Raw genomic sequence first — 15,756 nt, forward strand, 5'->3', positions numbered from 1 at the left:
CGGCACTTCTGGGGAGTATTGATCCGGTATCGACGGCCACGGTCTTGATCCCCTTTTTCCCCGTCGCCGCATGTTGATGAACACGGACACAGGAGCTGTCGATCATGACGATATCGCCATCGAAAGCCTTGGAAATCTCGCCCAGAACATGATCCCAGACACCCGCCTTGCGCCATAGCACGAACCGGTTGTAGCAGGTGGTATACGGACCATATCGATCCGGAACGTCCGCCCAGGGCGAGCCTGTCCGGAACCGCCACAAGATGCCGTTGATCACCCGCCGGTCATCAACCCGGGGCACGCCGCGCGGCTTATTCGGCAACAAGGGTTGAATAACAGTCCACTCGAACTCGGTGAGATCAAACCGGCGACGGGTCATCAGAAGCCTCCAAATCAAGGCTTCAGCGAATCAAAATCAAACCGATTGGAAAAACCGGTTTATGAGTGCGCGGCCTAGGAAGCGCCGTTCCGGCCATGGAAAAATCCGCAAAGCGCATGCGTTTGGAAGAAGAACGCGATCAGCTCAAGAATGAGTTGGCGAACGAGTTCAAATTCTTCAGCGCAACCAATGAATTCCGCGAGGGGATGCTGCCTGAGATCATCGCGGTCATGATACGTTATGACCGGGTTGAGCGTATCCTGAAGCGTTACCAGGATGAGGTGTTCACGCCGGCGGAGGAGCCGCCCCTCGACATCGATGCTCCACCGGTGGAAGGTGACACGCTGCATTTCCTCGGAGAAAAGCCTCCCGCCCAATAGACCGCGGCGGTGGATATCCAGCGTCTAAACGCCCGGCGACGTCAGCTCTCCATGTGGTCGCTGACGGGAACATGCGGCGTCTTGTTCCAGGAGAAGGGGTTGGTCTGCAACTCTAGCAGGGCTCTCCAGGCGGCCAAGGACATGGCCAGCCAGTAGATTGGTACGAAAATCCAGCGCCAGCCGACGGCGCGTTTTTCGCGGACGGTCATCCGGCTTCGCCCAAGCGAGATGAAGACCGCGTAGCTGCCGAAAATATTGACGATATCGAAGGTGAACAGCCAGAAGGTCAGCCACCCTTCCGTATGCGTGCCGTCATCCAGCATCAGCCATGTCAGATAGACAAGGAAGCCGACGATGAAGGGATGGCTGAGGGCGGAAAGCAGCAGGCCGGCGATCAGGATCTGGAAGACGATGAAGGCCGACCAGCCCATCTCGCCCTTGAGCTGGGCGGGCTTGCGCATCAGCACCAGCCAAGTCTGCAGCCAGCCCTTGAACCAGCGCGTGCGCTGGCCGAGCCAGACGGATCGCGAAATCGGAGCCTCCTCCAGCGTCGGCTTGAAGATGACGCGCGAGCCGTAACCGAGCCGGTAGAGCCGCAACCCGAGATCAGCGTCCTCCGTCATGTTGTAGGGGTCCCAGCCGCCGATCCTTCTCAGCTCCATCGTGCGAAAATGATTGGATGTGCCGCCGAGCGGCAGGGGCAGGCCGGTCAGGGACAGCATCGGCAGCAGTCCGCGAAACAGCCCGGCATATTCCAGCGCAAACAAGGCGCTCCACCAGGATTGCCGTGCATTGGTGACGATCAGCGGCGCCTGCAGGCAGATCACCTGTGGTGGTGCGGCCATAAAGGCAGCATGGGCCTCGCGCAATTGTTCGGGATGTGGCCGGTCTTCTGCATCATAGACCGTAACATACGTGCCTCGGACGCCGGGAAGGGCATAGCTAAGCGCCTTCGGCTTGGTGCGGGGCTGGTGGACAGGAACCAGCACGATCTCGTATTCGTGCCCCAGCGGTAACGCCTGCAGTGCCGCGATGGTGGCTGCATCGTCCGCCTCGCAGATCAGCTTGATATCGAGCCGCGAACGCGGCCAGTCGAGCCGGTCGAGTGCCTGGACGAGCTGCGCCACGACGCTTTCTTCCTTGTAAAGCGCGACAAGCACCGAATAGACCGGAAGCGGCTGGCCGTCGTCCGGTGGTTGCGGCCGCCGCTCTCCGCCGTCTTGCAGCATGGAGCAGCCGAGCGCGTAGAGCCGTACCAGAAAATTGGCCAGATAGAACAGTGTCAGCACGATATGCAGGATCAGCAGGCTGATCAGCGGCACAACCACTGCCGCCGCGATCATCGCGCACAGCATGATGCCGGCGTAAAAACCCTGCTTGCCCCAGAACGTAATGCGGGCGCTGTGGAGCGGCGCGGTCTCGAACAGCGCGCGCGTCACCGCTGAAACCCGCCTTTGGCTGCCCGCCCGCCACGTGGCATCGCGCACCGCTGACGGTGTTGATACGGCGAGCGACGGGCGCAGCAGCGGCGTTCGCTGCAAAAGTGCTACAAGCCCGGAAAGCCGGTCCAGCGATGGAACGATCACGGTCACCGGCGGGCGGCTCGCATGATGGACCCGCAAGATTTCCGGCCGGGCGATCTGGCTATCGAGCCCTTCGATGTCCTGAACCTGGTCAGGATTTATCGACGGCATGAAGTCCAGCCCCAGTGTTTCCGCTAGGGCCTCGAAATAGATCGTTTCGTCGATTTCGCCGGATGCCAGCAGCTCGGCCTCGACGGTTGTGCCGTGCGCCTGTGCGCGTTGCATTGCCCGTGCAATCGACGGTTTGCCGATCCCCATCTGCAGCAGCAACCGGCCCTCATGCTTCAGTGCAGGCGCGAATCCTCCCACGACGGTATCAGGCGGTAATCGCCTGACCGATGGCTCATTCGCGGTAGCCATTCCAGTATTGTCCGGATATTCTTCCAGCCGCATGAAAACCCCATTGCCGCGCCCCGCGGCAATATCCCCTATCTCGTCCCGGGAATAATCATAATGTTACGCGCTTTCCGTGCATCTCTAAAATTTTATGGGATTTTCACGCTTTGCGTGTTGCTGGTTGCACCTTTTCCGGCCGTATCGCGTGCTGCGGATGGGGTTCACGATCTGCCGCTGCTGTTCGATGCGCGCGAGCGGATCGCAAAACCGGACTTGAGCGGCCTAGCGCGACTGCGGTTCCTGACCACCGTGGATTTTCCGCCATTCAATTTCATCGACCAATCGGGCAAGCTTGCCGGGCTCCATGTGGATCTGGTCCGCGAGATCTGTCGGGAGCTGGAAATCGACGCCAAGTGCCAGATCCAGGCAGTGACCTTCGCCGAGCTGCAGCCGGCACTCGAGGATGGGCAGGGAGAGGCCGTCATTGCCGGGATCGGGACCAGCTCGGAACTGCGGCAGCGGTTTGCCTTTTCGCGGGCATTCATGAAACTTCCGGCCCGGTTTGCAGCCAACCGCCAGGCGATGGGAAGCACGCTTTCGGTGGCGGCGCTCGCCGGAAAGACGGTGGGCACCGTATCGGGAACGACGCATGAAGCGATGCTCAAGGCGTTTTTCCCAAAACTCGAAACGCAATCTTTTCCAAGCCGCGACGCCATGCTGGCCGCACTGAAACAGGGGAGCGTTGCGGCAGTGTTTTCAGACGGCATGCAATTGTCGTTCTGGACGGCGGGCAGCGATGCTGCCGGTTGCTGCGCGTTGATCGACGGCGCCTATTTCTCGCAACGCTTCCTGGGTGAGGGCTTGGCAATCATGAACCGCAAGGGCGATTCGGCACTGACGCAGGCGATCGACCACGCCCTGCTGGAATTGTCCCGCAAGGGCCGGCTAAACGAGATCTACCTGCGCTATTTCCCGGCCGGGATTTATTGATCTGAAATCAAGCGGCCTATCGAAACGGCAGCAACAGCGACCAGAAGAGCCTGGCAGGCGAAGGGTTGGGATACTGTGCAAGCCCAATCCGCATCGCCTCTGGCGAGAGTTTCGAGCGCTCGCGGTAGGTCGAAAACAACCGGTCCCAGAGGGACAGGTTGAAGCCGTAATTGGTATCGGTCTCGTCCGGTGCAGCGGAATGATGGATGCTGTGCATGTCCGGCGTGACGATCAGCCGGCGCAACAGGCCATCGACGCGGGCAGGTAGTTTCAGATTGGCGTGATTGAACATCGCGGCGCCATTCAGCACGATCTCGAAGATCAGCACGCTGATCGGAGGTGCGCCGATCGAAAGGATGACGGCCGATTTACACAGGACCGACAGCAGGATTTCCAGCGGGTGGAAGCGAAGCGCCGTCGTCAGGTCCAGCCCGGTATCGGCATGGTGAACCCGGTGGATGCGCCAGAACAGCGGCACCTTGTGGAAGATCAGATGTTCGAGCCAGATGGCGAAATCGAGAATGACGAAGGCGAGCACACCACTGACGAATGGCGGTAGCCCGAGCATCGGTAAAAGCCCATATCCGTGCGCGTCTGCGTAGAGCGCGACACCGGTGGCCGCCGCCGGAAAGATCATCCGCAGCGTCAGCGACGACAGGACGAGGATGGATAGATTGGTGAACCAGCGCCGTGCTTTCAGCGCCCGCACCAGTTCCGGGCGCTCCAGCCGGGGGTGCGCCAGTTCGAGTGCGGCAAGCGACAGGAAGATTGCGGCAAAGAAGGTCAGGCGCCAGACCGGTTCGCCAAAGCCGAATATCTGTACCGTCATACGTTCCCCATCCTCGCTCCGCAGGCGGCCAGTCTATCGGGACGGTGATCGAGGGTGAACGCACTTTGGCGTGAAGCGGAAATCCGCTCCCTTCACTTGCGGAAACGGGCCATGGCGCCGCGCTCGATTGCAGCGCAGGTCAGTTTGTCCAGTCCAAATCGGTCGCGCAACAATTGTAGCAGCCGGATTTCCTCCTGGGCGATGGAAAAGTCGGCGGCGGCAATCTCGACTGCCAGCGCATAGGCAGTGTCGTAGAGACGCGGGGGCAGAGCTTCGCGCACGACTTCAAGTGCGATGTCCAGCCCCTCCGGACCGTCCAGAAGAGCAGTGCATTCGCGGGCCGCATGCATCAGATGGTCATGGTCGAAACCGTCAAACACGGGCAGGAAGCTGGTCAGCCTGCCGATGCGTTCCAGTTCGGCATCGGTCATGGCGGTATCGACAGCCGACATCATCACCATGACGTAGATGAGGGCTTCATGATGGTTCATGGTGTCAGGCATGGGATATCCGTGTTGTTGTGCCGGTGTTGTGAAGTATGAACCGTCAGCGTGGCCTACAAGTCCTGATCGGTCATATCAATGCTGGGATCCGCGTCGCCGGGAAGCTGCATGTCATCCGGCAGTGGCGGTGCTGTGCTCAAATCGCGCGGATCGTCACCGAAAAAACCGAGGCGGGATTGCCGTGCACTGGCGACCTTACCTGCGAGGGGCGATCCTGCCGGCGCATTTGCCCAACCATTCTCGGCAAGCCAGGCAGCGGGATCGGTGTCGTTGATACTGCAGGTGGCGGTCAGTGTTCCCTGCCAGCCGTTCTTCGGGACGGTGCATAAAAGTGCGCGGGCCCGCAGGAAATTGCGGAACGCAGTTTTGGCCACCACGCCGCAGGGCCATGTCTTGCCGGTTTCGCCGCAGATGCGATCCGCCTTTTCCGGCTCGATCCCGTCGAGCTGCAGCAGCCGGTCGCCGAACTGGATCAGGCCTGCCGACAGGGCAATGGGATGGCGCAGCACAGACGGCACGGGCTCCGGCCGCGCAACAGGCTGTGACAGCGGCGTGCGGGGTTCGATGCGCTCCAGCGGCTGCGCCGTCACATCCTGCGGCAGGGCAAATTTTTCGGGCGCGATATCGCGAACGGCCTGCGGGTCGGGAATTCCGGATGCCGGATTGACCGGCATGATCTCATCGGTTCCGCCTTCCGCAGCATTCATCCCGTCGCCGCTCAGATCGGGCACATCGGCCAAATCAGGTGTTTCCATTGCGAAATCGGGTACATCGGCGCTTTGCTGTCCCTGGATCACCGACGCGCCGGTTACCAGCAGGGCGACGGTCAGGGCAATTCCGGCGAGGCCGCCGCCGATGGTGAGCAGATGCCGCTTCATCAGGAAAACCGTCCTATTGGCTGGCCCAGATGATGCGGGCGATCCACTCGACGTCGCTGAGGTCGAATGTGCGGTTGGGATGTTCCGGGTTGAGCGACAGCAGCTCGATGCTGCGCGGCGTCTGGCGCACCAGCACCTTGGCCATGACTTCGCCCTCGATAGTCTTGACCACCACGCGGTCGCCGCGGCGGATCTGCGCGCCCGGTTCGACGATCAGCACATCGCCGTCGCGATAGAGCGGTAACATGCTGTCGCCCTGAATTTCCAGGGCGTAGACGCCGGCCTTGGTACCGGGGGCTGCCGGAAACTCGACGACATCCCAGCCTTGGCCGGCGGGAAAACCACCATCGTCGAAGAAGCCACCGGCCCCGGCCTGGGCAAAACCGAGCAGCGGAATGGAGCCGGCCTGCGGCGGAAAGGCACCCTCCGGCAACGCTCCGGAAGCTGGCCCCGGGAGCAGGAAATCCATGAACTGGTTGATCGTCGAGCCGGTCGCGTCAAGAACCTTGGCGATCGATTCCGTCGACGGCCAGCGTTCGCGGCCATCGGCGGAATGGCGCTTGGACTTGTTGAAAGAGGTCGGATCGAGTCCGGCCCTTCGGGCAAGGCCTGAAGGGGATAGCTGATGCCGCTCGGCGAGCGCATCGATCGCACTCCAGATCCGGTCATGTGAAAACATCGTTGCGCATCCTGCAAGCGGTGAAGCGTGACGCTTTCCTGTGTTCTGGCTTCTTGCTGTCTTGATTGTTTAGCTGCAGAGATTAGCGAGAATCTGTGTTGCCGTAAAGTGCGAAAGGAAAATAATCCTGTCTTCTGTCCGGTGCGATCGTGCCGGTCCGATTGAAATGCGTCGCATGCCGCCTATACTTCGCTGAACCTTATTCCGCTGGTTGCGAGGCGCCGCACGTGTTGACACTTTTGAAGTCCGAAATGCTCTTGGGCGTCGCGCTTGTTTTTGCTGCCGCCGGCTTTCTGCTCGAACATGCGCTGCTTCAAGCGGGGCAGATGGCAGCTCTTGCCGGTGCCGCTATACTGGTCTTTGCCATCGTGCTCGCTTCGCTGCGCGTCGCCCATCATGCCGAGGTGCTGGCCGCTAAGGTCGGCGATCCCTACGGCACGATGATCCTGACGCTATCGGCGGTGCTGGTCGAGGTGATCATCCTGGCGATCATGATGAGCGGCGAAGAGATTTCGCCAACCCTGGTGCGTGACACGATCTATTCCGCCGTCATGCTCGACATAAACGGCATTCTTGGCCTTGCAGCCCTGCTGGGCGGCCTGAAGCACGGCGAGCAATCCTATAACGACGATTCCAGCCGCACCTACAGCGTCATGATCCTGACGGCGATGGGTATCTCGATGATCGTGCCGGAATTTGTTCCGGAGGCCAAATGGCACTTCTATTCCGGTTTCACCATCGTCGCGATGGTGACACTCTATGCGGTCTTCCTGAAAATGCAGGTGGGCGTGCACAGTTATTTCTTTAGCTACAGCTATCCCAAGCGCGAAGGCGGGGAAAAGCATCCGTCGGAAAACGAGCCGGTTTCTGTATCCATAACCATCCTGATCATCGGCATCATCATCATCGGCGCGTTGGCCGAAATCATGTCGGGCCTTTTGACGGCCGGCCTGAAGGGCACCGGTGCCCCGCCGGTTCTGGCGGCGATCGTTGTGGCGGCCATTTCAGCCTCGCCGGAGATCATGACGGCGATGCGGGCAGCGCTTGCCAACCGCATGCAGGCCGTCGTCAACATCGCGCTCGGTGCCTCGCTCTCGACCGTCATTCTGACTGTGCCGGTGATGGAGGCGATTGCGCTCTATACCGGCCAGCCCTTCATCATGGCGATGACGCCGGTGCAGACGGTGATGGTGACGATCACCCTGATCGTTGCGGCCATCAACCTCAACGATGGCGAAACCAATGCCATTGAGGGCATGACCCATTTCGTGCTGTTCGCCACCTTCGTCATGCTGTCATTTCTTGGTCTTTAGGCAGGATATTCGGGGGGTAGACGCGCAGGTTTGACGGCGGCGCTACTGGTATAATTTTCGGGTGGTGCCCCCATTTTTCGCCACACGTCTCAATGTCATGCCTCTTCCTTGTCCGCGTGCCGCACGATATCACAAGCTGCGCACGATTTGTGCAGTCCGCTGGGAGCCCTCCGTGAATACCTCCGTGCTTTCAGGCATTCTGCTGACGATCTTTTCCTATTTCCTGTTCACGCTGCAGGACGCCTCGGTCAAATGGCTGGTGGTGGCGCTGCCGGTCTGGCAGATTCTATTCGTGCGCAGCGTGACGATCTTTGCGATCTGTGCCGCCATCGGCCGTGGCCCGCTGCTTGTCCGCTCGCTGCATTCGCCGGTTCTCAAGCCGATGATCCTGCGCAACCTGCTGCTGCTGGCCGCTTGGCTGTCCTACTATACCGCCGCCCGCGATCTGGGCCTGGCCGAGTTGACGACGATCTATTACGCAGCACCGATCCTGATCACCATTCTCGCCGTGCCGATCCTGAAAGAAGATGTGCCACCGCTTCGCTGGATCGCTGTTATCATCGGCTTCATCGGGGTGCTCGTGGCAACCGATCCATTGGGATCCGGCATGAAACTGTCTTTGCCGGTCTGGCTGGCGTTACAGGCAGCGGTGTTCTGGGCGTTTTCGACGGTACTCTTGCGCAAGACTGCGATGCAGGAGGTGACGCTGGTGCAGATGACGCTGTCGAGCGGCTTCTTCATCCTGTTCACCGGCATTGCCGTCATTGTCACCTGGGTTACACCAAGCCTTCTGGATGTCGCGCTGATGGTCGGCACGGGGCTGATCGCTGGTATCGCACAATATGCGCTGTTCGAGGGCATGCGCCGGGCGCCGGTCTCGATGCTGGCGCCGTTCGAATATTCGTCGCTGATCTGGGCTTTCGGGCTCGGATTCTTGATCTGGGGCGATATTCCCGCGACCCAGGTCTTTGCCGGCGCAGCCCTTATCTTTTCCGCCGGCATCATCATCATTCTGGGCGAACGCTTTGGGCGGCGGCTGCGGGCCGGCTAGGCCGTCTTGTCGATGAATCGGCGGAACGCTTCCAGTGTCTCGACGCTGACGTGATGCTCGATGCCCTCGGCATCGATGCGGGCCGTTTCCGGGCTGACGCCCAGGCAACGCAGGAAGGCTTCGACGGTCTGGTGGCGGACCCGGCTTTCAAGCGCCATCTTCTGGCCGGCCTCGGTCAAAAACACGCCGCGATAGGGCTTGCGCGATACCAGTCCTTCGGCGGCAAGCCTTGCCAGCATCTTGGCAACTGTTGGCTGCGCCACGCCAAGGCGGGCGGCGATATCCACCTGCCGCGCCTCGTTGCCATCCTCGATCAGGTCGGCGATCAGCTCGACATAATCCTCGATCAGCGCGCCCCGCCGTGCTTCGCGGGTCTGCCGGAAGCCCTCGGAATGAATGTCCGCGTCTGGGAGCGGGTCCGTGCGGGGAACAGGGCGGCGCGGCAAGGGGGCGGTATCCTCTCAAGTTTCTTAAGGTTGCGTTTTGAAGTTTCATAACACGGGGATGGATTTTTCATAATGATTTATCCCGTCCTCCACATTCCCGTCCTTCGTGCCTTTTCATTTGCTGAAAAAAGCAAGATCGATGAAATATAGCCTATTGCATAATGTTTTGCCTTGGCATAGCTTTTGGATAACAGCCCATTCCGCATCCGGAGACCGTGCATGTCCAATACCGAAGCCGCCCTTCCACCCCAAAAAAGCTGGACCTTTTCCAGCCCCGACGAGGATGCGCGGCCAAGCCTCCCCGAAGTCAATGCCAGCATCCCCGTACCCTCCGGCGGCATCTGGTTCCGCCGCCTACTCGCCTTCATGGGGCCCGGCTACATGGTCTCGGTCGGCTACATGGACCCCGGCAACTGGGCGACCGATATCGCCGGTGGTTCGCAGTTCGGCTATACGCTGCTGACGGTCATCCTGCTTTCCAACCTGATGGCGATCCTTCTGCAGGCGCTTGCCGCCCGTCTTGGCATCGCCACCGGCCGCGATCTCGCCCAGGCCTGCCGCGATACCTATTCCAGACCCGTCAATTTCATGCTCTGGCTTGCCTGTGAAGCGGCGATCATTGCCTGTGACCTTGCCGAAGTGATCGGTACGGCGATCGCCCTGCAACTGTTGTTCGGCATCCCGCTGATCGGCGGCGCGTTGATCACCGCAGCCGATGCCTTCCTGCTGTTGCTGCTGATGAACAAGGGTTTTCGCTATCTTGAGGCGTTCGTCATTGCGCTCCTGATCGTCATCGCCGGCTGCTTCGTCGTCCAGATCGCTGCCGCTGCCCCGCCGATCGCTGCCGTTCTCCATGGCTTCCTGCCATCGACCGAAGTCGTCACCAACCCGGCCATGCTCTACATCGCCATCGGCATTATCGGCGCCACCGTCATGCCGCATAATCTCTATCTGCATTCCTCGATCGTTCAGACCCGCAACTACAAGCGCACCGACGAGGGCAAGCGCGATGCGATCAAGTGGGCGACCACCGACAGCACGATCGCGCTGATGCTGGCTTTGTTCATCAACGCCTCCATCCTGATCATTGCCGCGTCGGTCTTCCACGCCAATGGCCGCACCGATGTCGCTGAAATCGGCCAAGCCTACGAACTGCTGTCGCCGTTGCTTGGCCTCGGTATCGCCTCGACGCTGTTTGCCGTGGCGCTGCTGGCCTCCGGCCTCAACTCGACGGTGACGGCAACGCTGGCCGGCCAGATCGTCATGGAAGGCTTTCTGCGGCTGCGCATTCCGCAATGGGCCCGCCGCCTCATCACCCGTGGTATCGCCATCGTCCCAGTTGTCGTCGTTACCTGGATCTATGGCGAGAAGGGCACTGCCGAACTTTTGGTCTTCAGCCAGGTTATCCTGTCGATGCAGCTGCCTTTCGCGGTCATTCCGCTGGTGCGCTTTGTCTCCGACAAGAAGAAAATGGGCACCTTCGTCATTCCGAAATATGTCGCAGCCCTTGCCTGGATCGTCGCCTCGATCATCGTCGTGCTCAATCTCAAGCTGCTCTACGATACCTTTATCGGCTGATAGCCGGTCAGGTCTGGTTCCATCGGCGGATGACCGGCTCGGTCCGGTCATGCTCGTAACCGAGCACGCTGATGCTGGCCGTATCCAGCACAAACCGCCTGCCGTCCCCGGGCGGCAGGCCGAGCCAGCGGGCGGCGAGCACCCGCAGGAAATGGGCGCTGGAGAAGATCAGCACCGCACCGTCAATCTCGCGGATCTGCCGGATGATCCTGCCGGCCCGCTCTCCGGCATCCGCCGCCGTCTCGCCCCCTGGGCAGCCGTCCCGAAACAATTGCCAGCCGGGACGCTCGGCAAGGATCTGTTTCGTCGTCAGGCCCTCGTAAGCGCCGTAATCCCATTCGGCAAGGTCGTCCTTCTTCACGCATCCGGCGCCAAAGCCTGCAAGCGTGCAGGTGTTGAACGCCCTTTGCGACGGGCTTGACCAGACAATCGGGAATGTCAGGCCACGCATCCGCTCCGCCAGGCCGCGGGCTGCATCCTCGCCCGCCTGCGTCAGAGGAATGTCGCTGCGGCCGGTGTGTTTTCCGGAAAGGCTCCATTCCGTCTGGCCATGCCGGACGAGATGAATTTCGGGCAGTGCGTGGCTCATCTCATATCCCTTCGATGATATCTGCGGCCTCGCGGATTCCGCAGGGTGGCAGCGCCAATTCTTCCGCTTCACCGGACTTTCCGTCAATTCCCGGCGGTCGAAAGGCGGAAAGCAAGCCCGCTTTACCGTGAACTGCAGCGCAAAAGCCTTCAATTCGGCAAGCATTGCCCCCATATGTCTGCCAAGAGGCGCGCGGTTGCGGGCCGGGAGTGAACAACAGGATTGGGTTTCATGTTTAGAGTTGGACGCGTTCTTGCGACCTTTGCGGTCGCTTCCATGGTGATGCTGACGGTGGTTGATCTGGCCGAGGCCCGACGTGGCGGCAGCAGCTTCGGCAGCCGCGGCACCCGCACGTTCTCCGCACCGCCGGTTACCCGGACGGCGCCGGCGGATGCGACGCCGATCAACCGGACGATGACCCCGCAGAACCAGGCGACGACGCCCGGCGCTGCCGGCCAGCAGAACATGGGCCAGGCGGCCCGTCCCGGCGCCCAGCGTCCGGGCGGCTTCTTCGGCGGCTTCGCAGGCTCGATGCTCGGCGGTCTCGCCCTTGGCGGCCTGATCGGCATGATGATGGGCAACGGTTTTGGCGGCATGGCCGGCATGCTCGGCATGCTCTTGCAGATCGCGCTGATCGGCGGCGCCGTGATGCTTGCCCTGCGCTTTTTCCGCAATCGCCAGACGGCAGCACCGGCCGGCTACGCACCGCGTGGCGCGGGTAGCTCGCCAATGCAGGGCTTTGGCACACAAGGTCAGAACTCGGGCTCCGGCTTCGGCTCGGGCATGCCGTCCTTCAAGATTCCGTCGATCGGTGGCGGAGCCGCCGGTGCGGCCGCAGCCCGCCCGGCGCAGCCGCGCGTGGCCGATGATACGACCGACGAGATCGGTGTTGGTGGAGAGGATCTTGGCCAGTTTGAGACGATGCTGAAAGAGGTTCAGGCTGCCTACGCCGCCGAGGACTATGCCACGCTGCGCAAGTTGACGACGCCGGAAGCGATGTCGTGGCTGGCCGAAGAGCTGAGCGACAATGCCACCAAGGGCCTGAAGAACGAGGTCCGTGACGTGCATCTGGTGCAGGGCGATGTCGCCGAAGCCTGGAACGAGGACGGCGATGACTATGCCACCGTTGCCATGCGGTACGAGAGCATCGACGTCACCCGTGACCGCGCCACCGGCCGCGTCGTCGAGGGCGATCCGGACAACCTGACGGAGACCGTCGAACTCTGGACGTTCCTGCGCAAGCGCGGCGGCGACTGGCAGGTCTCGGCGATCCAGGGCGCGGCGGCCTAAGCGCTGCACCCACCCCACTTCGATTTGAAACCGCCGGCACTGCCGGCGGTTTTCATATGTACTCGGTGTCATCCGGTAGGCCGGCAAGTCTGAACATTTCCCTCAAGGTTGCCGACTGACGGTGCGGCCCCTCGCGGATGCAGGGCGGAAAACACCGGTGATAGCGGCCGGACGTTGCCTGCGCCTCCGAAAGCAAGCTCCGGCAGGCCTTCGCGCGGCGGCAGGGCGAGAGGCTGCAGGTCTTCCAATAGCCAAGCGAACTGGCGCTGACCTGTAGTATTTTCTGGCACTCCTGCTCCTGCTGGCGCTCCGTCAACCGGTGGAATTCGCCCCAGGTGAAACCGGGAATATAGGGCTTGGCATCGCGTTCAGCGTCGTCGCACTGCTGCTCCTCCTGCGTTCTGATCTTCATCTCGCCTTTCCTTCGCGCACGTTGTTGCGGTCACGCGGCAGCTTTGCCCGTGTTTGATCCATGGAGAGCCACACGAGTGCGGAACCTCATTTGAGTTTTAGTCTGTGGCTCCGCACTCGCGTGGCCTTCGGCGTTCGTTCGGGGTGTCCGGCCCCTACAGGTGATTGCCTCGCTTCGCTGCATGGCTTTCTTCACGGCATCCTTTCGGGATGCCCGGCCACTTGCACGGCTCAACCGAACCGGACCTGGCGGCCCGGGGGAGGCTTGATAGGCGGCGCTGCCCGAAGGCAGGACCACCATGGCTGTCACCTCCCTGGCCATTGCCGCACGTTACGGGTCAAACCAGGGCGCCGGCCTCCACCTGCCCGCGACCGTCTCGCGAAACACTCCGGCGGCGGAGACGGGAAGTAGTATGGCCGCATTTTTCAGGCCGGGGACGAACGGGGATGATTTTTTATCCGAAAAGCCGGGCGCAGCGGCATTTGGCGGGCAAGGGTAGGCATTATTCGTCCCCGCTGAGCCGGGCCATGGCTTTCTCGACGCGGGCCAGGCGGATCTTTGGCGTGGTGGCTTTCAGAAGCGGCAGGATCAGCGCGTACTGGCCGGTCTTGTCGAGCGCTGCAAACGCTGCGGCAGCTTTCGCATTGGTGCTCAATGCCGCCGCCAGGTCCTCCGGCAGCCCGGCATTGCGCTGCGGCTCATAGGCCACCGCCCAGCGCCCGTCGGCCTTGGCTGCCGCCACTTCCGCAAGACCCGCCGCCCGCATCCGCCCGGCCTCGATCAACGCCGCCACCCGATCGACATTCAACCGCGACCACGGACTTTTGCCCCGCCGGGGCGAATAGCGCTGCAGATAGGCGTGTGCGTCAAACCCCTTCCGCTGACTGTCGATCCAGCCGTAGCAAAGCGCAACATCCAGCGCCTCGCCAATGGTGATCAGCGGCTTTTTGGCGTTCTTCTTGGCGATCAGCAGCCAGATGCCGGGGGACTGGGCGTGGTGGGCGGCAAGCCAGGCGTCCCATTCGGCTGAGGTGGTGAATGCGTGGGGGGTGAGGGTGTCCATGGAGTGGTCCGGGTTGGATTTGGTGGCGAGTGTATCGCGTGTGCGGCGCATGGCTAGGGGTGTCATTGCCGGTTGCAGGCTGCCTCTTCGGAGCCAGTTGTTTGGCGTGGACGACAACCCCAAAACTCCGTCATGCCTGTGCTTGTCACAGGCATCCAGCCGCCGCGCGTCTGCGCGGCGAGGGGACTGCTACTCCGCGAAGGGAGTCTTTCGCGCCGCAGATGCGGCGCACTGGATTCCTGTGACAGGCACAGGAATTGTCTGTGACTTTCGTGCTTTACTGCTCTTGAGGTTGGCGATGCGATCCCCGGGATGGCCATCCCGGGGATCGCCGCGGCAGGCGCCCGTACAGGAATAGGTCCTTGCGACCGCCGTCATCAGGGGACACTGCCGCTCCAGCCTCGCATCGCTTGCTGACTTGAATGGGCCATCGCGACGATGCGCCCGCAGACAATGCAAAGCATGGAGCATCATGATGACAGACGATGACAAAATCCAGTCCGTTCTCGGTCTCGACGTGTCCTGTGACAGCGTCACCCTGTTCGACAGCCTGACTGGCCACCCCCTGACGATCGGCAATACCCGCGACGCCCTGCATTCTGCCCTTCAGGCCTATGGCGGACGGACAGACATTCTGGCGGTCTGCGAGGCAACCGGGGGATATGAGGACCAGGTACTTGCCGTGCTGATGGCGCTTGGAATTTCCGCCCACCGCGCCGACGCCGCCAAGGTCAAGGCCTATATCCGTTCCTTCGGCAAGCGGGCCAAGACGGATGCCATCGATGCGCGCTGGCTGGCGCAGTATGGCCTCGACCGCAGTCAAACCCTGGTCCGCTGGCAGCCGCCGCAGGCCAGCCAGAGCCAGGTGCGGCTGTTGAGTGCCCGCCGCACCGATCTCGTTGCCATGCGGGTTCAGGAAAAAAACCGGCTCAAGGCGCCCCGCAGTGCCATGATCGCAGCCGATATCGAAGACCATATCGCCGAGCTCGACCGACGCATTGCTCTCATCGAGGCGCAGATCGAAACTCTCATCCGCGATGACACCGGGCTGCGGCGCCGTGAAAAGGCTTTGCGCTCCGTGCCCGGCATCGGCGCCACCATCGCAGCACTTCTGATCGCCGCCATGCCAGAACTCGGCAGCATCAACCGCCGGCAGGCGGCCAGTCTGGCCGGATGCGCGCCGCATCCCAGAGACAGTGGAAAGCTGAATGGCTATCGGGCAGTTTGCGGCGGACGCCGGCATCTCCGGCCAGCACTGTTCATCGCAGCCCTCACTGCCATCCGTGGCGACAACCCGCTCGCCACCGCATACAAGGCCTTCCTGTCCGCCGGAAAACCAAAGCGCCTGGCGCTCGGCGCCATCATGCGGAAGATCATCACTATCGCAAATGCAAGAATACGTGACGCCCAAGCGGCCCCCGACAACTGACTTGATGACGGAGGAGAGGGAGGAGCCT

At 61.7% G+C, this 15,756-nt stretch carries 17 protein-coding genes and 1 pseudogene; 7 read left to right on the forward strand and 11 right to left on the reverse strand.

Annotated elements, in window-relative coordinates:
- Positions 1-49: 49 nt before the first annotated feature.
- Positions 50-379, reverse strand: a pseudogene (locus ACQY8Q_RS15440) (IS5-like element IS869 family transposase); the annotation flags it as partial.
- 95 nt (positions 380-474) lie between these two features.
- Between ACQY8Q_RS15440 and ACQY8Q_RS15445 the strand changes: the two are divergent.
- Positions 475-759: a hypothetical protein gene (locus ACQY8Q_RS15445; RefSeq protein WP_428427375.1), complete on the forward strand. Its 285-nt coding sequence runs from the start codon at positions 475-477 to the stop codon at positions 757-759.
- A 41-nt stretch (positions 760-800) separates the two neighbouring features.
- Here ACQY8Q_RS15445 and ACQY8Q_RS15450 read toward each other — a convergent pair whose 3' ends face one another.
- Positions 801-2,702 carry a glycosyltransferase gene (locus tag ACQY8Q_RS15450; RefSeq protein WP_428427376.1) on the reverse strand — a complete coding sequence of 634 codons (1,902 nt, stop codon included), beginning with the start codon at positions 2,700-2,702 and terminating at the stop codon, positions 801-803.
- A 93-nt stretch (positions 2,703-2,795) separates the two neighbouring features.
- Here ACQY8Q_RS15450 and ACQY8Q_RS15455 point away from each other — a divergent pair, with 93 nt between their 5' ends.
- Positions 2,796-3,668, forward strand: a complete 873-nt coding sequence (locus ACQY8Q_RS15455; RefSeq protein WP_428427377.1) for a transporter substrate-binding domain-containing protein — start codon at positions 2,796-2,798, stop codon at positions 3,666-3,668.
- Positions 3,669-3,684: 16 nt separating this feature from the next.
- On the opposite strand, the gene ACQY8Q_RS15460 is transcribed toward ACQY8Q_RS15455, so the two are convergent.
- The 4 genes from ACQY8Q_RS15460 to ACQY8Q_RS15475 form a co-directional block, all read right to left on the reverse strand.
- Entirely contained in the window at positions 3,685-4,497 is an 813-nt protein-coding gene (locus ACQY8Q_RS15460) for a sterol desaturase family protein (protein WP_428427378.1), read from the reverse strand.
- Positions 4,498-4,589: 92 nt separating this feature from the next.
- Positions 4,590-5,000 (reverse strand): tellurite resistance TerB family protein, encoded by a 411-nt coding sequence (locus ACQY8Q_RS15465; RefSeq protein ID WP_428427379.1) that lies wholly within the window; start codon positions 4,998-5,000, stop codon positions 4,590-4,592.
- 53 nt (positions 5,001-5,053) lie between these two features.
- Positions 5,054-5,878, reverse strand: coding sequence for a thermonuclease family protein (locus ACQY8Q_RS15470; RefSeq protein WP_428427380.1), 825 nt, complete (start codon positions 5,876-5,878; stop codon positions 5,054-5,056).
- 13 nt (positions 5,879-5,891) lie between these two features.
- Positions 5,892-6,557 (reverse strand): S24 family peptidase, encoded by a 666-nt coding sequence (locus ACQY8Q_RS15475; protein ID WP_428427381.1) that lies wholly within the window; start codon positions 6,555-6,557, stop codon positions 5,892-5,894.
- Positions 6,558-6,784: 227 nt separating this feature from the next.
- Here ACQY8Q_RS15475 and ACQY8Q_RS15480 point away from each other — a divergent pair, with 227 nt between their 5' ends.
- Both ACQY8Q_RS15480 and ACQY8Q_RS15485 read left to right on the forward strand, forming a co-directional pair.
- Entirely contained in the window at positions 6,785-7,870 is a 1,086-nt protein-coding gene (locus ACQY8Q_RS15480; RefSeq protein ID WP_428427382.1) for a calcium:proton antiporter, read from the forward strand.
- 172 nt (positions 7,871-8,042) lie between these two features.
- Entirely contained in the window at positions 8,043-8,921 is an 879-nt protein-coding gene (locus ACQY8Q_RS15485; RefSeq protein WP_428427383.1) for a DMT family transporter, read from the forward strand.
- On the opposite strand, the gene mntR is transcribed toward ACQY8Q_RS15485, so the two are convergent.
- A complete protein-coding gene (mntR, locus tag ACQY8Q_RS15490; protein ID WP_428427384.1) occupies positions 8,918-9,367 on the reverse strand; it encodes a manganese-binding transcriptional regulator MntR in 450 nt (149 codons plus the stop codon). The two genes, ACQY8Q_RS15485 and mntR, sit on opposite strands and share 4 nt — an antisense overlap.
- Before the next feature lie 219 nt (positions 9,368-9,586).
- Here mntR and ACQY8Q_RS15495 point away from each other — a divergent pair, with 219 nt between their 5' ends.
- Complete coding sequence (locus tag ACQY8Q_RS15495) at positions 9,587-10,945, forward strand: Nramp family divalent metal transporter (RefSeq protein WP_428427385.1); 1,359 nt, start codon at positions 9,587-9,589, stop codon at positions 10,943-10,945.
- 7 nt (positions 10,946-10,952) lie between these two features.
- Here ACQY8Q_RS15495 and ACQY8Q_RS15500 read toward each other — a convergent pair whose 3' ends face one another.
- Positions 10,953-11,534 carry a histidine phosphatase family protein gene (locus tag ACQY8Q_RS15500; protein ID WP_428427386.1) on the reverse strand — a complete coding sequence of 194 codons (582 nt, stop codon included), beginning with the start codon at positions 11,532-11,534 and terminating at the stop codon, positions 10,953-10,955.
- 231 nt (positions 11,535-11,765) lie between these two features.
- Here ACQY8Q_RS15500 and ACQY8Q_RS15505 point away from each other — a divergent pair, with 231 nt between their 5' ends.
- Complete coding sequence (locus ACQY8Q_RS15505; RefSeq protein ID WP_428427387.1) at positions 11,766-12,824, forward strand: Tim44 domain-containing protein; 1,059 nt, start codon at positions 11,766-11,768, stop codon at positions 12,822-12,824.
- Between the two features lie 52 nt (positions 12,825-12,876).
- Here the strand turns inward: ACQY8Q_RS15505 and ACQY8Q_RS15510 are convergent, their stop codons facing one another.
- From ACQY8Q_RS15510 to ACQY8Q_RS15520, 3 genes are all read right to left on the reverse strand, one after another.
- A complete protein-coding gene (locus ACQY8Q_RS15510; protein WP_428427388.1) occupies positions 12,877-13,236 on the reverse strand; it encodes a hypothetical protein in 360 nt (119 codons plus the stop codon).
- Positions 13,237-13,738: 502 nt separating this feature from the next.
- On the reverse strand, positions 13,739-14,365 hold the full coding sequence (locus ACQY8Q_RS15515; protein ID WP_428427389.1) for a YdeI/OmpD-associated family protein: 627 nt from the start codon (positions 14,363-14,365) through the stop codon (positions 13,739-13,741).
- A gap of 311 nt (positions 14,366-14,676) precedes the next feature.
- Complete coding sequence (locus tag ACQY8Q_RS15520) at positions 14,677-14,763, reverse strand: DUF2180 family protein (RefSeq protein WP_113313656.1); 87 nt, start codon at positions 14,761-14,763, stop codon at positions 14,677-14,679.
- 8 nt (positions 14,764-14,771) lie between these two features.
- On the opposite strand from ACQY8Q_RS15520, the gene ACQY8Q_RS15525 reads away from it, so the two are divergent.
- Complete coding sequence (locus tag ACQY8Q_RS15525) at positions 14,772-15,728, forward strand: IS110 family transposase (RefSeq protein ID WP_428423744.1); 957 nt, start codon at positions 14,772-14,774, stop codon at positions 15,726-15,728.
- Positions 15,729-15,756 lie beyond the last annotated feature (28 nt).

This window comes from Pararhizobium sp., assembly GCF_965279435.1.
In the GTDB taxonomy this organism is placed as follows: domain Bacteria; phylum Pseudomonadota; class Alphaproteobacteria; order Rhizobiales; family Rhizobiaceae; genus Pararhizobium.